This is a genomic window from Bradyrhizobium sp. SPXBL-04, from assembly GCF_051853035.1.
GTDB classification, from domain to species: domain Bacteria; phylum Pseudomonadota; class Alphaproteobacteria; order Rhizobiales; family Xanthobacteraceae; genus Bradyrhizobium; species Bradyrhizobium zhanjiangense.
This window is the reverse complement of sequence record NZ_CP182472.1, coordinates 7,129,538-7,148,313: the sequence shown is the minus strand read 5'-3', so window position 1 is coordinate 7,148,313 and position 18,776 is coordinate 7,129,538. Positions and strand designations below refer to the sequence as shown.

Annotated in this window: 20 protein-coding genes; 8 read left to right on the top strand and 12 right to left on the bottom strand. The window is 65.7% G+C overall.

The genetic code is table 11. From position 1 onward, the window contains the following. The first annotated feature begins 52 nt into the window (after positions 1 to 52). Both ACNJX8_RS34140 and ACNJX8_RS34135 read left to right on the top strand, forming a co-directional pair. The gene (locus ACNJX8_RS34140; protein WP_439358297.1) at positions 53 to 532 is read left to right on the top strand and encodes a MarR family winged helix-turn-helix transcriptional regulator; all 480 of its coding nucleotides are present in this window, start codon (positions 53 to 55) and stop codon (positions 530 to 532) included. A gap of 179 nt (positions 533 to 711) precedes the next feature. Further along, positions 712 to 1,647 carry a LysM peptidoglycan-binding domain-containing protein gene (locus tag ACNJX8_RS34135; RefSeq protein ID WP_439358296.1) on the top strand — a complete coding sequence of 312 codons (936 nt, stop codon included), beginning with the start codon at positions 712 to 714 and terminating at the stop codon, positions 1,645 to 1,647. Between the two features lie 187 nt (positions 1,648 to 1,834). Here the strand turns inward: ACNJX8_RS34135 and ACNJX8_RS34130 are convergent, their stop codons facing one another. Next, entirely contained in the window at positions 1,835 to 2,908 is a 1,074-nt protein-coding gene (locus ACNJX8_RS34130; RefSeq protein WP_439358295.1) for a tartrate dehydrogenase, read from the bottom strand. 20 nt (positions 2,909 to 2,928) lie between these two features. Then, entirely contained in the window at positions 2,929 to 4,227 is a 1,299-nt protein-coding gene (locus tag ACNJX8_RS34125) for an MFS transporter (RefSeq protein WP_439358294.1), read from the bottom strand. Between the two features lie 153 nt (positions 4,228 to 4,380). Between ACNJX8_RS34125 and ACNJX8_RS34120 the strand changes: the two genes are divergently transcribed. Together ACNJX8_RS34120 and ACNJX8_RS34115 are read left to right on the top strand one after the other, a co-directional pair. After that, a complete protein-coding gene (locus ACNJX8_RS34120) occupies positions 4,381 to 5,295 on the top strand; it encodes a LysR family transcriptional regulator (RefSeq protein ID WP_128944693.1) in 915 nt (304 codons plus the stop codon). 37 nt (positions 5,296 to 5,332) lie between these two features. Beyond that, positions 5,333 to 6,157, top strand: coding sequence for an aspartate dehydrogenase (locus ACNJX8_RS34115; protein ID WP_439358293.1), 825 nt, complete (start codon positions 5,333 to 5,335; stop codon positions 6,155 to 6,157). Positions 6,158 to 6,160: 3 nt separating this feature from the next. Here the strand turns inward: ACNJX8_RS34115 and ACNJX8_RS34110 are convergent, their stop codons facing one another. The 9 genes from ACNJX8_RS34110 to ACNJX8_RS34070 form a co-directional block, all read right to left on the bottom strand. Next, entirely contained in the window at positions 6,161 to 7,465 is a 1,305-nt protein-coding gene (locus ACNJX8_RS34110) for a PQQ-dependent sugar dehydrogenase (protein ID WP_439358292.1), read from the bottom strand. Positions 7,466 to 7,607: 142 nt separating this feature from the next. After that, a complete protein-coding gene (locus ACNJX8_RS34105) occupies positions 7,608 to 7,817 on the bottom strand; it encodes a hypothetical protein (RefSeq protein WP_439358291.1) in 210 nt (69 codons plus the stop codon). Positions 7,818 to 8,060: 243 nt separating this feature from the next. Further along, positions 8,061 to 8,687: a methyltransferase family protein gene (locus ACNJX8_RS34100; protein ID WP_091879119.1), complete on the bottom strand. Its 627-nt coding sequence runs from the start codon at positions 8,685 to 8,687 to the stop codon at positions 8,061 to 8,063. 27 nt (positions 8,688 to 8,714) lie between these two features. Further along, positions 8,715 to 9,746 carry an NAD-dependent epimerase/dehydratase family protein gene (locus ACNJX8_RS34095; protein ID WP_439358290.1) on the bottom strand — a complete coding sequence of 344 codons (1,032 nt, stop codon included), beginning with the start codon at positions 9,744 to 9,746 and terminating at the stop codon, positions 8,715 to 8,717. A gap of 30 nt (positions 9,747 to 9,776) precedes the next feature. After that, positions 9,777 to 10,295: an Mpo1 family 2-hydroxy fatty acid dioxygenase gene (locus ACNJX8_RS34090; protein ID WP_164940315.1), complete on the bottom strand. Its 519-nt coding sequence runs from the start codon at positions 10,293 to 10,295 to the stop codon at positions 9,777 to 9,779. A gap of 174 nt (positions 10,296 to 10,469) precedes the next feature. Then, the gene (locus ACNJX8_RS34085) at positions 10,470 to 11,138 is read right to left on the bottom strand and encodes an OmpA family protein (protein ID WP_128935996.1); all 669 of its coding nucleotides are present in this window, start codon (positions 11,136 to 11,138) and stop codon (positions 10,470 to 10,472) included. Next, positions 11,138 to 11,554: a hypothetical protein gene (locus tag ACNJX8_RS34080; RefSeq protein ID WP_091879108.1), complete on the bottom strand. Its 417-nt coding sequence runs from the start codon at positions 11,552 to 11,554 to the stop codon at positions 11,138 to 11,140. Before ACNJX8_RS34080 ends, ACNJX8_RS34085 begins: the two co-directional genes overlap by 1 nt. Before the next feature lie 89 nt (positions 11,555 to 11,643). Then, the gene (locus tag ACNJX8_RS34075) at positions 11,644 to 11,934 is read right to left on the bottom strand and encodes a type II toxin-antitoxin system HicB family antitoxin (protein WP_128944699.1); all 291 of its coding nucleotides are present in this window, start codon (positions 11,932 to 11,934) and stop codon (positions 11,644 to 11,646) included. A 4-nt stretch (positions 11,935 to 11,938) separates the two neighbouring features. Beyond that, on the bottom strand, positions 11,939 to 14,506 hold the full coding sequence (locus ACNJX8_RS34070) for an ATP-dependent helicase (RefSeq protein WP_439358289.1): 2,568 nt from the start codon (positions 14,504 to 14,506) through the stop codon (positions 11,939 to 11,941). 237 nt (positions 14,507 to 14,743) lie between these two features. Here ACNJX8_RS34070 and ACNJX8_RS34065 point away from each other — a divergent pair, with 237 nt between their 5' ends. Further along, positions 14,744 to 14,917, top strand: coding sequence for a DUF1328 domain-containing protein (locus tag ACNJX8_RS34065; RefSeq protein ID WP_018319670.1), 174 nt, complete (start codon positions 14,744 to 14,746; stop codon positions 14,915 to 14,917). Between the two features lie 5 nt (positions 14,918 to 14,922). Here ACNJX8_RS34065 and ACNJX8_RS34060 read toward each other — a convergent pair whose 3' ends face one another. Next, on the bottom strand, positions 14,923 to 15,429 hold the full coding sequence (locus ACNJX8_RS34060) for a thioesterase family protein (protein ID WP_439358288.1): 507 nt from the start codon (positions 15,427 to 15,429) through the stop codon (positions 14,923 to 14,925). A gap of 86 nt (positions 15,430 to 15,515) precedes the next feature. On the opposite strand from ACNJX8_RS34060, the gene ACNJX8_RS34055 reads away from it, so the two are divergent. From ACNJX8_RS34055 to ACNJX8_RS34045, 3 genes are all read left to right on the top strand, one after another. Further along, positions 15,516 to 16,940: an FAD-binding oxidoreductase gene (locus ACNJX8_RS34055; RefSeq protein ID WP_439358287.1), complete on the top strand. Its 1,425-nt coding sequence runs from the start codon at positions 15,516 to 15,518 to the stop codon at positions 16,938 to 16,940. Positions 16,941 to 17,042: 102 nt separating this feature from the next. Next, positions 17,043 to 18,341 (top strand): Spy/CpxP family protein refolding chaperone, encoded by a 1,299-nt coding sequence (locus ACNJX8_RS34050; RefSeq protein WP_439358286.1) that lies wholly within the window; start codon positions 17,043 to 17,045, stop codon positions 18,339 to 18,341. Positions 18,342 to 18,377: 36 nt separating this feature from the next. Then, the gene (locus ACNJX8_RS34045) at positions 18,378 to 18,743 is read left to right on the top strand and encodes a hypothetical protein (RefSeq protein ID WP_439358285.1); all 366 of its coding nucleotides are present in this window, start codon (positions 18,378 to 18,380) and stop codon (positions 18,741 to 18,743) included. Positions 18,744 to 18,776 lie beyond the last annotated feature (33 nt).

The following is an 18,776-nucleotide window of genomic DNA, read 5'->3' as shown; positions in this document are numbered from 1 at the left end:
TTGAGAGTGTCAATTCGGCTGGCTTATGGCCGGCCGCGGCGGATTGAGGATCATGAGCTCGAAAGCGTTACGACTAGGAGCGAAGTCCGCTCAGCAATCGGAGACATCGCTGGATCTGCGCGCGCTTCAGCTGACGCCGGGCTTCATGCTGCGCCTTGCCCAGCTGAAGTTCTTCGAAGGCTTCTACGAGGAGTTTGCCGCATTGGGCTTGACGCCCGCGACCTATGCGATTTTCGTCGTCATTCGCGACAATCCGGGGGTTCCCCCCAGCAGCCTTGCCAGCGTGCTCCGCCTGCGCCTGCCGAACCTGATCAAGATTCTGAACGAGGTCGAATCGTCCGGCTTCATCAAGCGCAACCGCTCGAAGTCCGATCGCCGTGCCGTCGAACTGATGCTCACGCCAAAGGGCGCAAAGCTCATTGCCGAGGGGGCAAGGCTGACGCAGCCCTACAATGAAAGGATGCTGGCGCCGCTCAGCGAGGCCGAGCAGCGTACGCTGCTCGACCTCTTGAATCGGATTCTGCCGCTCTAGCCCCTCGCTGGGACAACCTGAGGCCGATCGCCGCAAAGCTGTCATCTCCCGCCAAGGCGCGGCAGCTCGACGGGTTTCGGAGGGCTGCAGCCGGTTCCGTGCCCCAAAATCCACCCAATCGGTGGTCACTAAGCCCGCGGGGGAGGCCACTGCCTCCCCGTGGCGGGACTGCTGGACGGATGATTCATGTGAGGCGACTAGTCGTGCTGGCAGCGGTTGCGCTGCTCGCCTTGAGCAGCGGCATAGCCGCGGCCTCACCGGCCAAGTCCAAGACCACTGCGGCCGTCCCCGCCGCGCCGCCGCCTCCGCCGTTCGAGCCATTGCCGCCGCCGAAGGTTTATCTGTTCCGCGGCGCCATGGGGCCGATCTTCTCGACCGGCATGGATCGGCTCGGCGAGAAGCTGACGCAGGCCGGCTTCTCCGCCGACGTCTACGAATTCACCCTGTGCCGGCTGATCGGCAACCGCGTCATCGCCAGCTACAAGGAGAAGGCGGCACCGATCGTGCTGATCGGGCACTCCATGGGCGGGCTGTGCTCGATCGTCATCTCCGAGATGGCAGCCAAGGAGAACATCCCGATCAGCCTCGTCATCGCCATCGATCCCGCGCATGCGACCGGCGACGTGCCGCTCAATGTCGAGCGCTTCATCAACATCTTCCTGTCCGACAGCGTGCTCGGCGGCGGCGACGTCGTGGCCGTGCCCGGTTTTCGCGGCCATTATGCCAGCTATGATCTGAAGGAAAATGCGCGCGTCTCGCACATCAACATCGAGAAGTCCGACGACATCCATCGCCAGATCGTCGAGATGGTCACGAAGTTGCCGCGCATCCCATCGCAGACCCAGGCCGATGCCGTGCCGCTGCGCTATCTCGTGCCCGCCGATACGCTGGTCGAATTATGGGACAGCGGCGTTCGGCTGCCGGTACGTCGCGGCGACACCATGGAGAGCATCGCCGCCGCCAACCGTGTGCCGCTGTGGTCGCTCGCGCAGAGCAATTCGCTTGCAGAGGACGCTCAGCTCACCCCCGGCCAGACCATCATCGTCCCGCGCCATCTGACACCGCCGGAGCCGGCCGCAGCGATGGCGATGCCGCCGCCGGCCGGGCGGAGGTAGGGATTCTAATCGTAGTCGGTGCGCTCCCTCCGCCGCTTGCGGGGGAGGGTTGGGGAGAGGGTGTCTCCGCAAGCGAGAACCCCCGAGAGGAGAGAGCCCTCACCCGCGCCTTCGGCGCGACCTCTCCCGCAAGCGGGAGAGGTGCAGGGAGCCAGCGGCAAGACTAGTCTCAATAGCGGCAACGACCTCACACATTCGACCCGTGAATCGCGTCGATCACGGCGTCGGTCACGTCCTTCGTCGTCGCCTTGCCGCCGACATCGGGCGTCAGAACGCCGGCCGCGCAGACGCGCTCGACGGCGGCCATCAGCCGCGAGGCAGCGTCCTTCTCGCCGAGATGCTCGAGCATCTGCGCGCCGGTCCAGAACGTCGCGACCGGGTTGGCGATGCCTTTGCCGGTGATGTCGAAAGCCGAGCCGTGGATCGGCTCGAACATCGAGGGGAAGCGGCGCTGCGGATCGATGTTGCCGGTCGGCGCGACGCCGAGGCTCCCGGCGAGCGCGCCGGCGAGATCGGAGAGGATGTCGGCGTGCAGATTGGTCGCCACGATGGTGTCGAGGCTCTTCGGATGCAGCGTCATGCGCACCGTCATGGCGTCGACCAGCATCTTGTCCCAGCTGACGTCGGGAAAATCAGCAGCGATCTCGGCGGCGATCTCGTCCCACATCACCATGCCGTGGCGCTGCGCGTTCGACTTGGTCACGACCGTGAGCAGCTTGCGCGGACGCGACTGCGCGAGCTGGAACGCATAGCGCATGATGCGGCTGACGCCGACGCGGGTGAAGACCGCGACTTCCGTGCCGACTTCTTCCGGCAGGCCCCTGTGGGCGCGGCCGCCCATGCCGGCATATTCGCCTTCCGAATTCTCGCGCACGATCACCCAGTCGAGATCGCCGACGCCGACATTGCGCAGCGGCGAGGCGACGCCCGGCAGGATTTTTGTCGGCCGCACGTTGGCGTATTGGTCGAAGCCCTGGCAGATCGGCAGGCGCAGTCCCCACAGCGTGATGTGGTCGGGCACGTCGGGCGCGCCGACCGCGCCGAAATAGATCGCGTCGAATTTCTTCAGCTCGGTGAGCCCATCGGCCGGCATCATCACGCCGTGCTTCTTGTAATAGTCCGAGCCCCAGTCGAACGTTTTGACGTTGAAGGCGATATCGCCGCTGCGTTTTGCCAGCGCCTCCAGCACGCGGATTCCGGCCGAGATGACCTCGGGACCGATCCCGTCGGCGGGAATGGCTGCGATCGAATGGGTGCGCATGAGAATGCTCCGTTGAGAGATCAGTGGGATTGCGGGACGGGTTCGACGGGCGCGGGTTGCGCGCGCGACAATAGCAGGGTGAGGACCGCAGAGAGAACGAGCAGGCCGGCGACGAAGTAAAGCCCACCGACAAAACTGCCGGTCTGATCCTTGATCCAGCCGATCATGGCGGGACCGACGAAGCCGCCGAGATTGCCGATCGAGTTGATGGTGGCGATGCCGGCCGCGGCCGCGGGTCCGGACAGGAACAGCGTCGGCATGCTCCAGAGCGGCGGTTTTGCCGAGGAGATGCCGATATTGACCAGCGTCAGCGCGACCAGCACGGCGACGACGCCGGTCGCAAGGCCGGCATAGGCAAGTCCCACAGCGGCGATCAGGCAGGCCCACACGACGTGCCAGGTGCGCTCGCCGGTGCGGTCCGAATGCCGCGCCCACAGGATCATGGCGATGACGGCGGCCGTTGCCGGCAGCGCATTGAGAAAGCCGACCTGAAGCGAGGATAGGCCAAACTGCTTGATGATCTGCGGCGCCCAGACGCCGAGCGTATAGAGGCCGGCCGAAGTGCCGAAATAGATCAGCGACAACGCCAGCACACGGGGATCGGCGAGCCCGCGCCAGATGCTGTGGCTCGCAGTCGCGACCTTGCTGGTGGTCTCGACGTTCATGGTCTCGACCAGCCAGCGCCGCTCGTCCTCGGCAAGCCATTTCGCCTTCTCGGGGCGGTCGGTCAGAAAGCCCAGCACGACGAAGCCGAGCAGCACGGCCGGCAGCGCCTCCAGCACGAACAGCCATTGCCAGCCCTTGAAGCCGAGCATTCCGTCCATCTCCAGCAGTGCACCTGAGATCGGCGAGCCCAGCACGGTCGAGAGCGGCGCGGCCGCCATGAACAGAGCCGTCACCGCGGCGCGCTGGCGCGCGGGGAACCAGTAGGACAGATAAAGGATGATGCCGGGAAAGAAGCCGGCTTCGGCAACGCCAAGCAGGAAGCGCAGCACGTAGAAACTGGTCGGTCCTTGCACGAACGCCATCGCGGCCGAGACCAGGCCCCAGGTGATCATCACCCGCGCGATCCAGATCCGCGCGCCGATCTTGTGCAGGATGATGTTGGAGGGCACCTCGAACAGGAAATAGCCCCAGAAGAAGATGCCGGCACCGAAGCCATAGACCGCCGGCGACAAGCCGATGTCCTTGTTCATCGTCAGCGACGCGAAGCCGATATTGACGCGGTCGATGAAGGCCACGAAGTACAGCAACATGATGAAGGGAACGATGCGCAAGGTGATCTTGCGCAGCACGCGCGTCTGAATCTCGCTCGCCACCCTGGCCTCCTGCAATCCCGGTTTATCGTTGTGTCGGCGGGCCGGAGTGCCCATGCCGGCGACGAGCCTAGGCGGGGGCAAGCAGCAGACTCAATTGGCGCTGGTTTATACAAAAAAATGATATAATCCTCGGGAGGATCAGAGGACCGGCGAATGGAATTGCATCAGCTTCGCTGCTTCGTGGCGGCGGCCGAACAGCTGCATTTCGGCCGCGCGGCGCAGCAGCTCCAGATGCTGCCCTCCGCGCTCGGCCGCCAGATCAGGCTGCTCGAGGAGGATCTGGGCACGCGGCTGTTCGCGCGGACGACGCGCGCGGTGTCGCTCACCGAGGATGGCGCGACGCTGCTGCGCGATGCTCGCGCCATCCTGGCCCGCGTCGAGGCGGTTGAGAGCAATTTGCGCAACCGCTCACGCGCAGGCGCGCGGCGGCTCCGCGTCGGCGCCATCGACAGCGCGGCCGCTGGATTGCTGCCGCCGCTGTTGCGCGATTTCCGCGACAAGCATCCTGACATCGCGGTGCAGCTCCTTGAAGACAAGACGATCCGGCTGCTGCCGAAGATCCTGACCGGCGCGCTCGATCTCGCCTTCGTGCGTCCGCCCGACCGGGCCGACAAACGGCTCGAATTCCGCGATCTGCTCCAGGAGACGGCGATCGTGGCGTTCCCGCAGCGGCATCTGCTGGCCAAAAGGACGTCGATCAGGCTGGCTGACATCGCCGACGAGGCGATGCTGGTGCCGGACCGCCGCTCGCGGCCGCACAGCCACGACCTCACGATGAAGCTGTTCGAGCAGGCCGGCCTGACACCACGCATCGTGCAGGTCGCCGATGAGAAGCAGACCATCATCAACTTGGTCGCAACTCGGCTCGGCGTTGCGATCGTGCCGCGCTGGACCGCGCGGATGGCGGTGACGGGCGTACGCTTCGTGCCGCTCCGGCCGAAGCAGGTCGGCCCGGTCGGTCGGCTGCCGCTCGCCGCCGCATGGCTGCGCGGCTCGCGCGATCCGGCCCGCGACGCCATGCTGGCGGTGCTGGAAGCGCGCCTGCGCAGCTATGCGCGGGAGGCCTGAGACGCTATGACGGAAGCTCGGATCAAAGGTGAGTGCGATGTCTGAACAGAGAGTGTCGAGCGAGTTGCGGGTTGCCATTGCGGGGCTGGGCTCGATCGGCACCAAGATCGCAGCTGCGTTGGATCAAGGCATCGAAGGCCTGACGCTGTCTGCGGTGGCCGTGCGCGATCCGGCCAAGCATCAGGCGTTTCTCGGCGGCCTGCGCCGCCCGCCGCGGGTCTTGCCGATCGACCAACTCGGCGAAGTCGCTGACATCGTGGTGGAATGCGCGCCAAGCCGGCATCTGCGCGAGATCGTCGAGCCCGCGGTCAGGCGTGGCAAGACCGCGGTCGTGGTCAGCGTCGGCGGGCTGCTCGACAATTTCGATCTCGTCGATCTCGCCCGCGCCAATGGCGGCCGCATCATCGTGCCGACCGGCGCGCTGATCGGGCTCGACGCCGTCAACGCTGCCGCAATCGGCACCATTCATTCGGTGAAGATGGTGACGCGCAAGCCGATCGACGGCTTGAAGGGCGCGCCGTTCATCGTCGAGAATAATATCGACATCGACAAGCTGCGCGAACCGCTCAAGCTATTCGAAGGCACCGCGCGCGAGGCCGCAAAGGGGTTTCCGGCCAATCTCAACGTCGCGGTGGCGCTGTCGCTTGCGGGCGTCGGGCCCGACCGCACCCAGGTCCAGATCTGGGCCGACCCGACCGTGACGCGCAACGTTCATCGCATCGAGGTCGAGGCGGATTCCGCCCGCTTCTCGATGTCCATCGAGAACATCCCGTCCGAAAATCCCAAGACCGGATTGATTACAGCATTGTCCGTGATCGCGCTGCTGCGCAAGCAGCGCGCCACACTCTGCGTCGGAACCTAACGCTTAGGCCCCCGTCACGCGCCAGATCACGTTGCCTACGTCGTCGGCCATCAGCAGCGACTTCTTGTCGGGGCCAATCACGACGCCAACCGGACGGCCGTAGGATTCCTTCTCGTCGGGGGACAGGAAGCCCGACAGGATGTCGCGACCGGGGCCGGACGGCTTGCCGTTCTCGAACGGAATGAACACCAGCTTGTAGCCCGACAGCTTGCTGCGATTCCACGAGCCGTGCTGGCCGATCACCATGCCGTCGGGGAAGCCGGGCAGCGTGCCGGCGGGCATCCAGCACAGGCCGAGCGAGGCGGTGTGGCCGCCCAGCGCGTAGTCCGGTTGAAGCGCCTTGGCGACCATCGCCGGATCCTGCGGCACGCGGTCGTCCACCGTCTTGCCCCAGTAGCAATAGGGCCAGCCATAGAAGCCGCCATCGCGCACCGAGGTGAGATAGTCCGGCGGCGTCTCGTCGCCGAGGCCGTCGCGCTCGTTGACGACGGTCCAGAGCACGCCCGTGTTCGGCTCCCAGGCAAGGCCCACGGGATTGCGCAGGCCGGCGCCGAAAATGCGATGCGTGCCGGCGACGAGGTCGAGCTCGTAGACCGCGGCGCGGCCCTCCTCGACCTCCATGCCCATCTCGGCGATGTTGCTGAGGGAGCCGACGCCGGCATAGAGCTTCTTGCCGTCGGGGCTCGCGAGCAGGCTGCGGGTCCAGTGGCCGCCCGGCTTGAACGTCGTGAGCCGCTTGCCCGGCGCGGTGATGCGGTCGGCATTGGCGACGTAAGGAAACGCCATCACGCCGTCGGTGTTGCCGACATAGAAGGTGTCGCCGACCAGCGCCATGCCGAATGGCTGGCTGAGGTTTTCCATGAAGGCACCGCGAACCTCCGCAACGCCGTCACCGTCCTTGTCGCGCAACAGCGTGATGCGGTTGGCGGAAACGCCGAGCGCGGCGGCGCGCCGCATCGTCGCCTGCATCGCGTAGTGGAACACGGTGCGCGGGGGGCCTGCGATCTGCGTCGCTTCCGCGATCAGCACGTCGCCATTGGGCAGCACCTCGATCCAGCGCGGATGATCGAGCCCGGTCGCGAACGCATTGACCTTGAGCCCGGGCGCGACGGTCGGCTTTTGGCCCTCGCTCCAGCCACGCGCGGTTGGCATCTTCAGCGTCGGGATCGCGCCTTGCGGCTTCGCCTCGGGGATCGCAGGCGTCTCTCCCCAGGCGGGTGCGGGCTCGGTGCCCGACAGCTTCCGCCATTGCAGCGCGATGCCGCCGAGGAGCGCAACGAACTGCGCGAAGATGCTTGAAAACGTCATGAGAAGCCCCTGTGTGCGCGCGCATCCAACTGGTTGACGGGGCAGACGTCAACCTGTCCGGCATGCCGCCGGGGTCTATTCCCTTGGAATGGCGGCCGATCGAATTTGCATGGGGCGAGCACCGACGGGCTATGCGCTGAGATCAGCGGCCGATTTGCCGCTCGAGCCGCCGTGCCGCGCGAACATCATCGAGGTGACGGATGTTCGGTCTGAGCGCGGCCTCCTTGGACAGGAGGTGATAGACCCGCGCCACCGTGCGCTGCTTCCGCTTCGGCCACCCGGGCGGCAACACCCGCGCCTTGCGGACGGCGGCAGTCGCGTGCTCGCGAAAATAATCGTAGGCGTCCGCCATGGCTCGATGCTCTGCGGGTGGTTGCATGCGTCGAGAGCTAACGGGGGGCAGGGAGCGGCGGTTCCCGGCGAGGCGTACTGCCTCCACAGCGTCGTCCTGGCGAAAGCCAGGACCCATACCGCGGAATCTATCGGTTGTGGCGCGGTGGGAGTACCGGACGGCGACTCTCCGCCAAACTCCTCCCTGGGGTAATGGGTCATGGCTTTCGCCAGGACGACGTCGGAGAGTGTGGCGGCCTCTTCGTCACCGCGGCGACAGGAACGGAATGATCATCGGGACGCGACGGCAATAGGCGCCGTAGGCGTCCTCGCCGAGCTCCTTCGAGAGGAACACCTCTTCCATCCGGCCCTTCTGCCACATGCCGAGCGAGATCAGGATGGCACCGAGGATCGCGGTCACCGTGCCGACCGCGATGCCGGTCGCCAGCATGCCCGCGATCAGGCCGGTGTAGATCGGGTGTCGCACGATGCCGTACGGGCCGGTGTCGATGACGCGATGGTCTTCCTTGTGGGTGATGGTGTTGGACCAGAACTTGCCGAGATGCAGCCGTCCCCACCAGGTGAAGGAGATGCCGGCGAGCACGATCAGGGCCGTGATGTAGACGCCGGTATTGCTGAACACCCAGAGCGGCTTCTCGTTCAGCACTTCGGCCGTCCACGGCGTGAACAGGATGCCGCCGACCAGGATCGGGATCCGATAGCGGCCGGACTCCAGCGTCATCACCTGCTTCTGGGTGCGGCCCTGCCAGAACGAGGCGCCGACCCAGCTGGCGAGCCAGGCGAGCCAGATCAGGGCGAGCAGTTGCGTCGGCCAGGTCGTGGTCCAACCACCCCAGGCGACAGAGAGAAGCTTGCTGAAATCGAAGGACATGAAGGTTCTTTGCGTTGGGCGGAGCGCTCAGCTCGCGCGCGAGGAGAGCGCGTGATGCTCGATGGCGCCGGAGGCGGGCAGGCCGCCGCGGGCGAGAAGGTGGGTGATGGTTTCGCGCAGGACGGGCTCGATCGGACGCGGCGAATAGCCGAGCTCGGTGCGGGCCTTGCCGATCGAGAGATCGCTCGCGGCGAGTGCAATGCGCACGCCCTCGGCGGTGCCGTTCGGCGGCCGGCGCGTGATGTGATCAGCGATGGATTCGAGCATGATCGCGGAGAGCTCGGCGATCCTGCCGGGCACGACGACCGGAAACTGCCGCCGGCCGCTCATCGCCGACATCATGCGCAGGATGTTGCCGAGCGGGACGCAGTCGCCGCCGAGAATGTAGCGGTGGCCGAGGCGGCCACGCTCCATGGTCAGCACGAGGCCCATGGCGACGTCGCGGACATCGACGAGGTTGACGAGGAAGTTGAGATGCGGCTGCACCTTCTTCTGGAGGAAGTACCACAGCATCGCGGTCGGCGGCGTCAGATTGTGATCGGCGGCGCCGATCGGCATGGTCGGCGTGCCGATCACGAGCGGAAACCCAGCGGCGGCAGCCTTCGCGGCGCAATGCTCGGCGAGCGCCTTCGAGCGCGTATAGGCACCGGGCATCGCATTGGCCGGCTGCAGCGCCTCTTCGGCGGGAACGCCGTTGAGGTCGGAATAGGGGAACAGGATCGATTCGGTCGAGCAGTGCAGGAAGCGCGACACGCCGCGCTTCATCGCGGCCGCGAGCACGATCTCGGTGCCGCGGCAATTGACCTCGTGAAAGTCCTGCTTGTTGGCGGCCCACATGCCGGGCAGGCCGGCGAGGTGATAGACCTGATCGACGCCGGCCAGCGCGGCATCGACCGCATCGCGGTCCAGCACCGAGCCATGGGCATATTCGACATCCGCGTTCGCCGCGGCCGGGGCGCGGACATCGAGAACACGCACCCGCTGCCCACGGGCGCGGAGCGCTTCTACGAGATGATGTCCGATGAAGCCGCTGCCACCGGTAACCAGTACGAGAGCCATGAAGACGGTTTGCTGTTTCGCTTCTGGAAGTTATCGAGTCGAAAGGGAATTGGTCGGAAGAGGCCCCAGAATCGCGGCAAGGTCGCGACGGAAGCCCAGTGCAATGAATAATTTTGCCATCACGAACATCGGTCCAAGCAAAAGATGCGAGGGAAAAGTGAACAACGAGGCCTCGCGCCCCTCAAAAACCTTGTGGCCGATGGTCTGCGCGGCGAGGCCGAGCACGACCAGCGTGGCGAAAATCGCCCACATCGCCACCGTGCCGACTTGCGCCGCGATGGCGGTCGCAATCGAAAACAGCACAATGGAGACGGCCAGAATGCCGAGCCCGAGCCCCAGATCGAGCAGCAGCCAGTAAATCAGAACCGGCAGCGCCAGGATCACCGCGAGGCTGACATCGAATCCGAACAGCGGCAGCCTGACCAGTGTCAACGGCATGACGGCGCCGGTGAACAGCAGTAGGATGCCGACCACATGCATCGCCGTGTTCCGGGGATCGCGATGGTACTCGACGTAGACGGCAAGTTGGCGCTGAAAAAAGCCACCCATTTCGGTCTCATGCAGCACGGGGTCGGGGGAAGGGGCGAACAGAGGCTATAGCACCTGATAGGGCGGTGCACAAACCGGCGCTATTGTCGCGCGAGACCGTGCTGTTGCGCTGTGAGACAGATCACAAAATGGCCAGAACTTCAAAGGGTTCCGTCAGCGCGAAGCCGCGTTCGCTCAGTGTTTCTTGGCGGGCTTTTTCGCCGCAGGCGCAGGTGCCGCAGCCGGACGCGCAGGCTCCTCCGGCAGCTTGGCATAGGTCAGGATCTGCAACTGGCCGTTGACGGCCGAGGTCGGCTTGGCCCGGTCGAGAAACTGCTCCTCGCCGAGGCCGATCGGATGCAGCCGCTTGGTCGAGATCTTGAACGTGTTCACCAGCACGTCGCGGATCGCATCAGCCCGGCGCTGACTCAGGATCGCATTGGCCTCGCGCGTCTTCGAGTTGGACTCGACATGGCCGACGATCAGGAAGGTGTAGGGCAGCAGCGAGGAATGCACCAGCGCATCCGCAATGCGACCCACGGTCTGGTAGGATGCCGGCTGGATGATCGGCGTGTCGGCGTCGAACTGGATCTGTGCGTTGAAGGCGGGCAGCTTGGCGAGGTCAGGCGCGATCAGCGGCCGATTCACCGGACCGGGATCGTTCTTGATCCTGGCCTTGGCGCGCTCCATCACCTGCTGCTTCAGCGCGGGAAGGTCGACCTCGGCGGCTTCCTCGAAATGGTTGAGCTTGCCGACGATGTCGTCGCGGGTCGGCGCCGCCGTCTGCGCGCGGGCGGCGCCCGCGAGCAGGGCGAAGCCCAGCGCGATGCCTAGTCCGGCGGTGGAGAGCCCCTTCGCGCGCATCAGCGATACCCCGCGTCGTCGACGGCCTTCAGGCAGTTGTTGCTGATGCCCTTGGGCGTCGAGACCAGGCAGGGGATCGATTTGCTGGTCTCCTTGGTCGAGCCGCCGCAGACCTTGACGATTTCGCGCTGGCAGGCGTTCGCCACCGTGACGCGCGCGGCGACGCGCTTCTGGATGGCGTCGAAGACGCCGAGATAGTCGCTCTGGCATTGCGGGGACAGCACGTCGCGGTTGCGCGACAAGCACTCCTTCAGCCGGGTCGAATCCGGATTGACGCCGCGGCAATTGGCGACGATTTCCGCACCGCAGCTTGCCGCCAGCTTTCCGATCGAATCGCCAAAGCTCATCGTCTCCGCCGCCGCAAGCGACGGCATCCCCAATACAAGCACGATCAGTGTGATGGAGCCCCGGACCATGGGTTGCATCTGATACGGGGAAGTTCGCGATGGTCAAGAGCTGTTCGGACCAGAACTGTCGAGAGTCCGGCCAGTGCGGCGAACAGTCCTCACTCGGTGGCGTCGGCGCGGGGTGGCCATTCGATCTGGGCGACCATGTGGTTCCTGAGATCGTCGGCAAATTCCGGATCGGCTTCGAGCTCGGCCAGCGTCCGCGGCGGAGGAAGCTGCCGGCCGTCCGCGATCAGGTCCTGCGCATAGAGCGCGAGCGCCTCGGGCGCATTCTCAAGGGCCTCGTCGACGTCGTCGCCGCCGGAGATGCAGCCGGGCAGGTCCGGAAACCAGACGCCGACGGCATCGTCCGGGCCGGCATCCTCGATGATGGCGATGTAGTGAGGCATGGCCTCACGCCCGCTGCACAAAGCTGTCCACGACCTTCTTCTCGCCGGCCTTGTCGAAGGCGATGGTGAGCTTGTTGCCGTCGATCTTGGTGACGCGGCCGTAGCCGAATTTCTGGTGGAAGACGCGGTCTTCCAGCGAGAATTCCGAGGACGTGCCGGTCGATTTGGCGACCAGCTCGCCCTCGATGGTGAGGGGACCGCGGCGGCGCGACGAGAAGCTGCCGAAATCGGGTGAGGACGATGCGGAGGAGAACGAGGTGGCCTCTTCCTCGAAACCGCCGCGGCCGCCTTGGCCGCCGCGGTTGCGGTTGGCCTGGGCGCGCTGCCAGCCCGGCGTCGAATAGCTGGAGCCGAACGCCTCCATGTCGTCGAAGCGGGAGGCGCCGTAGCCGCCGGTGCCGCCCCAGGCCGAGCCGCCCTTGGATTCCGTGATCTCGACATTGGCCGCCGGCAATTCGTCGAGAAAGCGCGACGGGATCGTGGTCGACCAGGTGCCATGGATCCGGCGGTTGGTCGCAAAATAGATTTTCGCGCGGCGTCGGGCGCGCGTGAGACCGACATGGCCGAGCCGGCGCTCTTCTTCCAGCCCGGCGCGGCCTTGCTCATCCAGCGTGCGCTGGCTCGGGAACAGGCCTTCCTCCCAGCCCGGCAAGAACACGTTGTCGAATTCGAGTCCCTTGGCCGAATGCAGCGTCATCAGCGACACCGCGTCGTCCTCAGCGCCGCCGTCGCGGTCCATCACCAGCGAGATGTGCTCGAGGAATCCCTGCAGGTTCTCGAACTCCTCCATCGAGCGCACGAGTTCTTTCAGGTTCTCCAGCCGGCCCGCGGCGTCGGCCGAACGGTCCTTCTGCCACATCTCGGTGTAGCCGCTCTCGTCGAGCACGATCTGGGCGAGGTCGGTATGCGCGGTGACCTCGCGCTGGGCACGCCAGCGGTCGAACTGCGTGATGAGATCGCGAAGCGAGCCGCGCGCCTTCGGCTTCAGCTCGTCGGTCTCGACCACCGCGCGTGCCGCTTCGAACAGCGGGATGCGGCGCTTGCGCGCGTGGTCGTGCAGCATCTGCACGGTGGCGTCGCCAAGCCCGCGCTTGGGCGTATTGACGATGCGCTCGAAGGCGAGATCGTCGGCCGGCGAGTTGATGACGCGCAGATAGGCGAGCGCGTCGCGGATCTCGGCGCGCTCATAGAAGCGCGGGCCGCCGATGACGCGATAGGGCAGGCCAAGCGTGACGAAGCGGTCTTCGAACTCGCGCATCTGGTAGGAGGCGCGCACCAGGATCGCGATCTCATCGAGCTTCTCGCCCTGGCGCTGGAGTTGCTCGATCTCCTCGCCAATGCCGCGCGCTTCCTCTTCGGAATCCCACGAGCCCGTCACCGTGACCTTCTCGCCGTCCTGGTCCTCGGTGCGCAGCGTCTTGCCGAGCCGACCTTCGTTATGTGCGATCAAATGCGAGGCGGCGGCGAGGATGTGGCCGGTCGAGCGGTAATTGCGCTCGAGGCGGATCACCTTGGCGCCCGGAAAATCGTGCTCGAAGCGCAGGATGTTGTCGACCTCGGCGCCGCGCCAGCCATAGATCGACTGGTCGTCGTCGCCGACGCAGCAGATGTTTTTGGTCTTCTCCCTCTCCCCGTCCTTCACGGGGAGAGGGCTGGGGTGAGGGGCTGTCTCCAAGAGCGCGGTGCTCGGAGAATCCCCCTCACCCGCATCGCTTCGCGATGCGACCTCTCCCCGCACGCGGGGAGAGGTGGAAGACGGCGCCTGCGACAGCAGCCGCAGCCACAGATATTGCGCGACGTTGGTGTCTTGGTACTCGTCGACCAGGATGAATTTGAAGCGCTGCTGGTATTGCCTGAGGATGTCCGGATGCTCGCGGAAGATGCGAATGTTCTCCAGCAGCAGATCGCCGAAATCGGCGGCGTTCAATATCTTCAGCCGCTCCTGGTAGCTCGCATAGAGCTTGCCGCCTTTGCCGTTGGCGAACATCGCGGCCTCGCCCGACGGCACCTGCGACGGCATCAGGCCGCGGTTCTTCCAGCCGTCGATCAGCCCGGCCAGCATGCGTGCCGGCCAGCGCTTGTCGTCGATGTTCTCGGCCTGCAGCAGCTGCTTGAGCAGCCGGACCTGGTCGTCGACGTCGAGCACGGTGAAGTTCGACTTGAGCTGCGCCAGCTCGGCATGGACGCGCAGGATGCGGCCACCGATGGAGTGGAAGGTGCCGAGCCACGGCATGCCCTCGACGGCATGGCCGAGCATCTGGCCGAGCCGGTGCTTCATCTCGCGCGCAGCCTTGTTGGTGAAGGTCACCGACAGGATCTCGGCGGGGCGGGCGCGGCCTTGGCTCAGGATGTGGGCGATGCGCGTGGTCAGGACACGGGTCTTGCCGGTGCCGGCGCCGGCCAGCACCAGGACCGGACCGTCCAGCGTCTCCACCGCCTCGCGCTGCTCCGGATTGAGCCCGGAGAGATATTTCGGGCCCACTGAGGCGCGCGCACGCGCGGCGATGCCGCCGGCTGCGGGCTGGTGGTCGGGAACGCCTGTGATCTTGCTCGGCTCGGTCATGCGAATCATTGGCCCCACGATGGCACCGCGGGGTGACGGAAGGGAGCCTTCTTAACAGGGATTGGGCCCTATATGGGGCGCCGGGACAGGGTTTTCCACGTGCGCGGCCGCCCGATTTGTTCCTGCGAAGGCTGCGAATTTCGCTCCTGCGTGGGCCGGAACCATCATTCTCGCGTCGAGATTGTCTGGGCAGGTGGCGCGGCAGCCGCGCTGGACGCAGACAGACATCAAGACGAGGGTTTGACCATGCTTGGCTGGGTTGTGACGTTTCTGGTTATCGCACTGATCGCCGGTATCCTGGGCTTCGGCGGCATCGCCGGCGCCTCGATCGAGATCGCCAAGATCATCTTCTTCATCGCGGTCGTCCTGTTCCTGGTCTCGGCCGTGGTCGGCTTGGCGCGCGGCCGCAACAGGGTATAGCGCGGCTACCGCTTCGAGGGCATCGCCACGTTCCGGCCGATGCCCTCGGGTCGGGCTACCGCGCCGTGGGCCTTTGTGACCTCAGCGATGCGCTCGCGGATATCAGGCGGAAACGGCGCAACGCGCCGCGCATTCATGTCCATGTGCAGCGACATGTTCTCGGACGTGGCCGACAGCCAGCCCTCGGTCGCGTGACGCATCTCCTCGAAGGTGTGCAGCCGCTTGTCGTCGGCCTCCAGCAGCCAGACGAAGATCTGCACGGGATCGCCGAGATGGATCTCGCGCAAATAGCGCACATGGCATTCGGCGGTGAAGCTCGAGCCGCCTCGCTCCTTCATGTAGGCCGGCCCCATCCCGAGCTCGAGCCAGAGCTGGTCGATCGCCCGGTCGAACATCACGTTGTAATAGGCCATGTTGAGATGGCCGTTGTAGTCGATCCATTGCGGCTCGATCTGCATGATCGAGGCGCGGAATGGCTGCGCTTGGGGCGCTGAGGCGGTAGTCTCCGGCATATGTCCTTCCCTAGCCATGCGTCCGGTCCCTTGACTTGACCGGTTTTATGTCCTTTGCCACGGTTCTTCTCTCGGGAGGAATGTCCGTGGGCACGACCATCACCAATAATCCGCCGCGGCCGGAGCCGAAAGCCCTCGCAAGTGCGCTGGAACAGCTTGCCGCACGCTTCGGCAACCGCCTCATCACCTCGCAGGCCGTTCGCGAACAGCACGGCCATACCACGACATGGATCGTCAACCAGCCGCCCGACGGCGTGGTGATGGCGCAGGAGACCGCCGACATCCAGGACGTGGTGCGGATCTGCGCCAACAATCGCGTGCCCGTCATTCCCTTCGGCACCGGCACCTCGCTCGAGGGCCAGGTCAACGCGCCCGCGGGCGGCATCTCGGTCGACCTGCGCGACATGAACAAGGTGCTCGCGGTGCATGCCGAGGACCTCGACTGCGTGATCGAGCCCGGCGTCACCCGCAAGGCGCTCAACGAGCATCTGCGCGACCAGGGCCTGTTCTTCCCGATCGATCCCGGCGCGGACGCTTCGCTCGGCGGCATGGCCTCGACCCGCGCCTCCGGCACCAATGCGGTGCGCTACGGCACCATGCGCGAGAGCGTGCTGGCGCTGAAGGTGGTACGCGGCGACGGCGAGATCATCACCACAGGCACGCGCGCCAAGAAATCATCCGCCGGCTACGACCTCACCCATCTGTTCGTCGGCGCCGAAGGCACGCTCGGCATCATCTCGGAATTGACCATTCGCCTGCGCGGCATCCCCGAGACCATCGCGGCCGGCGCGGTGTCATTCGAAACCGTGCACGGCGCCTGTCAGGCGGTGATCCTGGCGATCCAGACCGGCATTCCTGTGGCGCGCATCGAGCTACTCAATGCTGCGCAGGTCAAGGCCTGCAACGCCTATTCCAAGCTGACGCTGCCGGAGACGCCGCTGCTGCTGATGGAATTCCACGGCAGCGAGATCGAGGTTGGCGAGCAGTCCAAGGCTTTCGGCGAGATCGCGAGAGAATGCGGCGGCGGCGAGTTCTCCTGGACCACCAAGCCGGAGGATCGCACCAAACTGTGGCAGGCCCGGCACGACGCCTATTGGTCGGTGAAGGCGCTACGCCCCGGCGACAGCATCGGAGTGGTCGCAACCGACGTCTGCGTGCCGATCTCGCGTCTCGCCGACTGCGTCAGCGAGACCGAGGAGGATCTCAAGCGTCTCAACCTGCTGTCGCCGATCGTCGGCCATGTCGGCGACGGCAATTTCCACTGCTCGCTGGTCTGCGACGTCAATGATCCCGGCGAGATGGCGCGCGGCGAGGAGTTCATGCATCGCCTGGTCGAGCGTGCACAGGCAATGGACGGTACCTGCACCGGCGAGCACGGCATCGGCCAGGGCAAGCAGAAATATCTCAAGGCCGAGCTCGGCCCCGAAGCGCTGGATGCGATGCGGGCGCTGAAAAAGGCGCTCGATCCGCTCAATATCTTCAACCCCGGCAAGATCGTGCCGGAGGCCTAGGGCCTGCGTGGCCAGCGACCGGGAACTTTCGGCAGCGTTGCCGGTTCCAATTCCCGCCAAGTTCCGATGCCTCAATGGCAGGGCTTTGCGCGGGAGGGTGTAATGATGCGACCGGTCGTCGGAATTGCCGCGGTGGCGTTTGCCTGCATGCTGGCAGGCGCGGCGCTGGCCAAGGGTGGACATGGCGGCGGACACGGCGGCGGCCATGGAGGCGGGCACGGCGGTGGTCATCACGGCGGCGGCCATTTCCGCGGCCACGGCGGTGCGCACGCGCACGGCGGCGGGCATCATCGCGGGATGCGGTTTGTAACCGGCGCCCGGCATGGCGGCCCGAATTTCGGTCAGATTCGCAATGCGGCGATACGGCCGGCGAACTTCCGCAATGCCCTGAACTCCAGCGCATTCCGGAGCGGCCGGGTGATCAGCAATCCGGCGGCGCGTGCGCAGCTCGCCGCCGCAGCCGCACTCGCGGGCTGGAGCGGCGCAAGCAGCGGATGGTGGCAACATGCGGGTGGCGGCTATGGCTGGGTCGGACCGCTGTTCTGGCCGTTCGCCTACAATGATCTCTACGACTACACGATCTGGGGCGACGGCCTCGGCTTCTGGGGCTACGGCTATCCGGACATCTATGCCGGCATTTTTGGTCCCTACGGTTATGATCGGTTGTCCGCCTATCTGCCGCAGCAACCGCAAGGGCGACGGCGAGCGCGCGGCGCGCCGCTCGATCAGCTCTGCGGCAGCGACCGCCGTGCAATCGTCGGTCTGCCGATCGATCAGATTGCAGCCGCGGTGCAGCCGAGCGATGCGCAAGGCGCCGAACTTGATGCGCTCGGCAATGCCTCGATTGACGCTGCGGCGCTGATCCGCACGTCCTGTCCGACGCAAGCCGCAGCGACGGCGCCCGGCCGGCTCGCGGCGATGCAGCAGCGTGTCGAGGCCATGCAGAAGGCCGTCGATCTGGTCCAGCCTGCGCTCGACAAGTTCTATGGTTCGCTGACCGACGAGCAGAAGGCACGCTTCAATGCGCTGGCTGACGACCAGCGGCGCGCGACCGCATCGAACAATGCGAGCGGATCGTCGCTGCAGAGTTGCAGCGCGTCCGCCGCGTTCGATTGGCCCGGCGCCACGATCGAGGAGAGGATTCATCCGAACGATACCCAGCGTGCGGCGCTCCAGGTGCTCCAGGATACCAGCGCCAAAGTCAGTGCATCGCTCAAGGCAGCCTGCGAGCCCAATGACGTGATGACACCGCCGACACGCATGGCCGCAATCCGCAAGCGCCTCGACGTGATGCTGGATGGCATCAAGTCGGTGCGCGCGGCGCTCGATGATTTCTACGCGACGCTGAATGACGAGCAGAAGGCGCAGTTCGAGGCGATCGGCCCGCGCCGCATGTCGTGAACGGGCCGCAAGCAATCGAAGACCAGGGGTGGGGCAATGAAGTGGTTCGCAAGGCCGGCACCGGCCGACATCTGGGACGAGCCGATCCAGGGACCGATCGGCGACATCGAAGCAGCCGACCGCATTCGCAATATCTGCCAGGCTGCGCGGGCGATCGCTGAAGCCGCCGGAACTTCAGCGCAGACCGGCACGCGCGGGCGCTATGAACGCGCGGCCCGCGTCGCGATGGAAATCGCGATGAAGATCTCCGACGATCTGATGCGCGACGACGCCGTCCGCCGCATTGTCGATCTCTGCATGAAAGCCGACGACATCAAGACTGCGCAGATACTCTCGCGCGCGATCCAGGCTGGCTGGATCCGGGAGGCCGTACAGCAGGATTATCCGGTGCTGTCGCAGTAGATCCGGCTCGCGCCATTGGCGAGCCGGATTTCT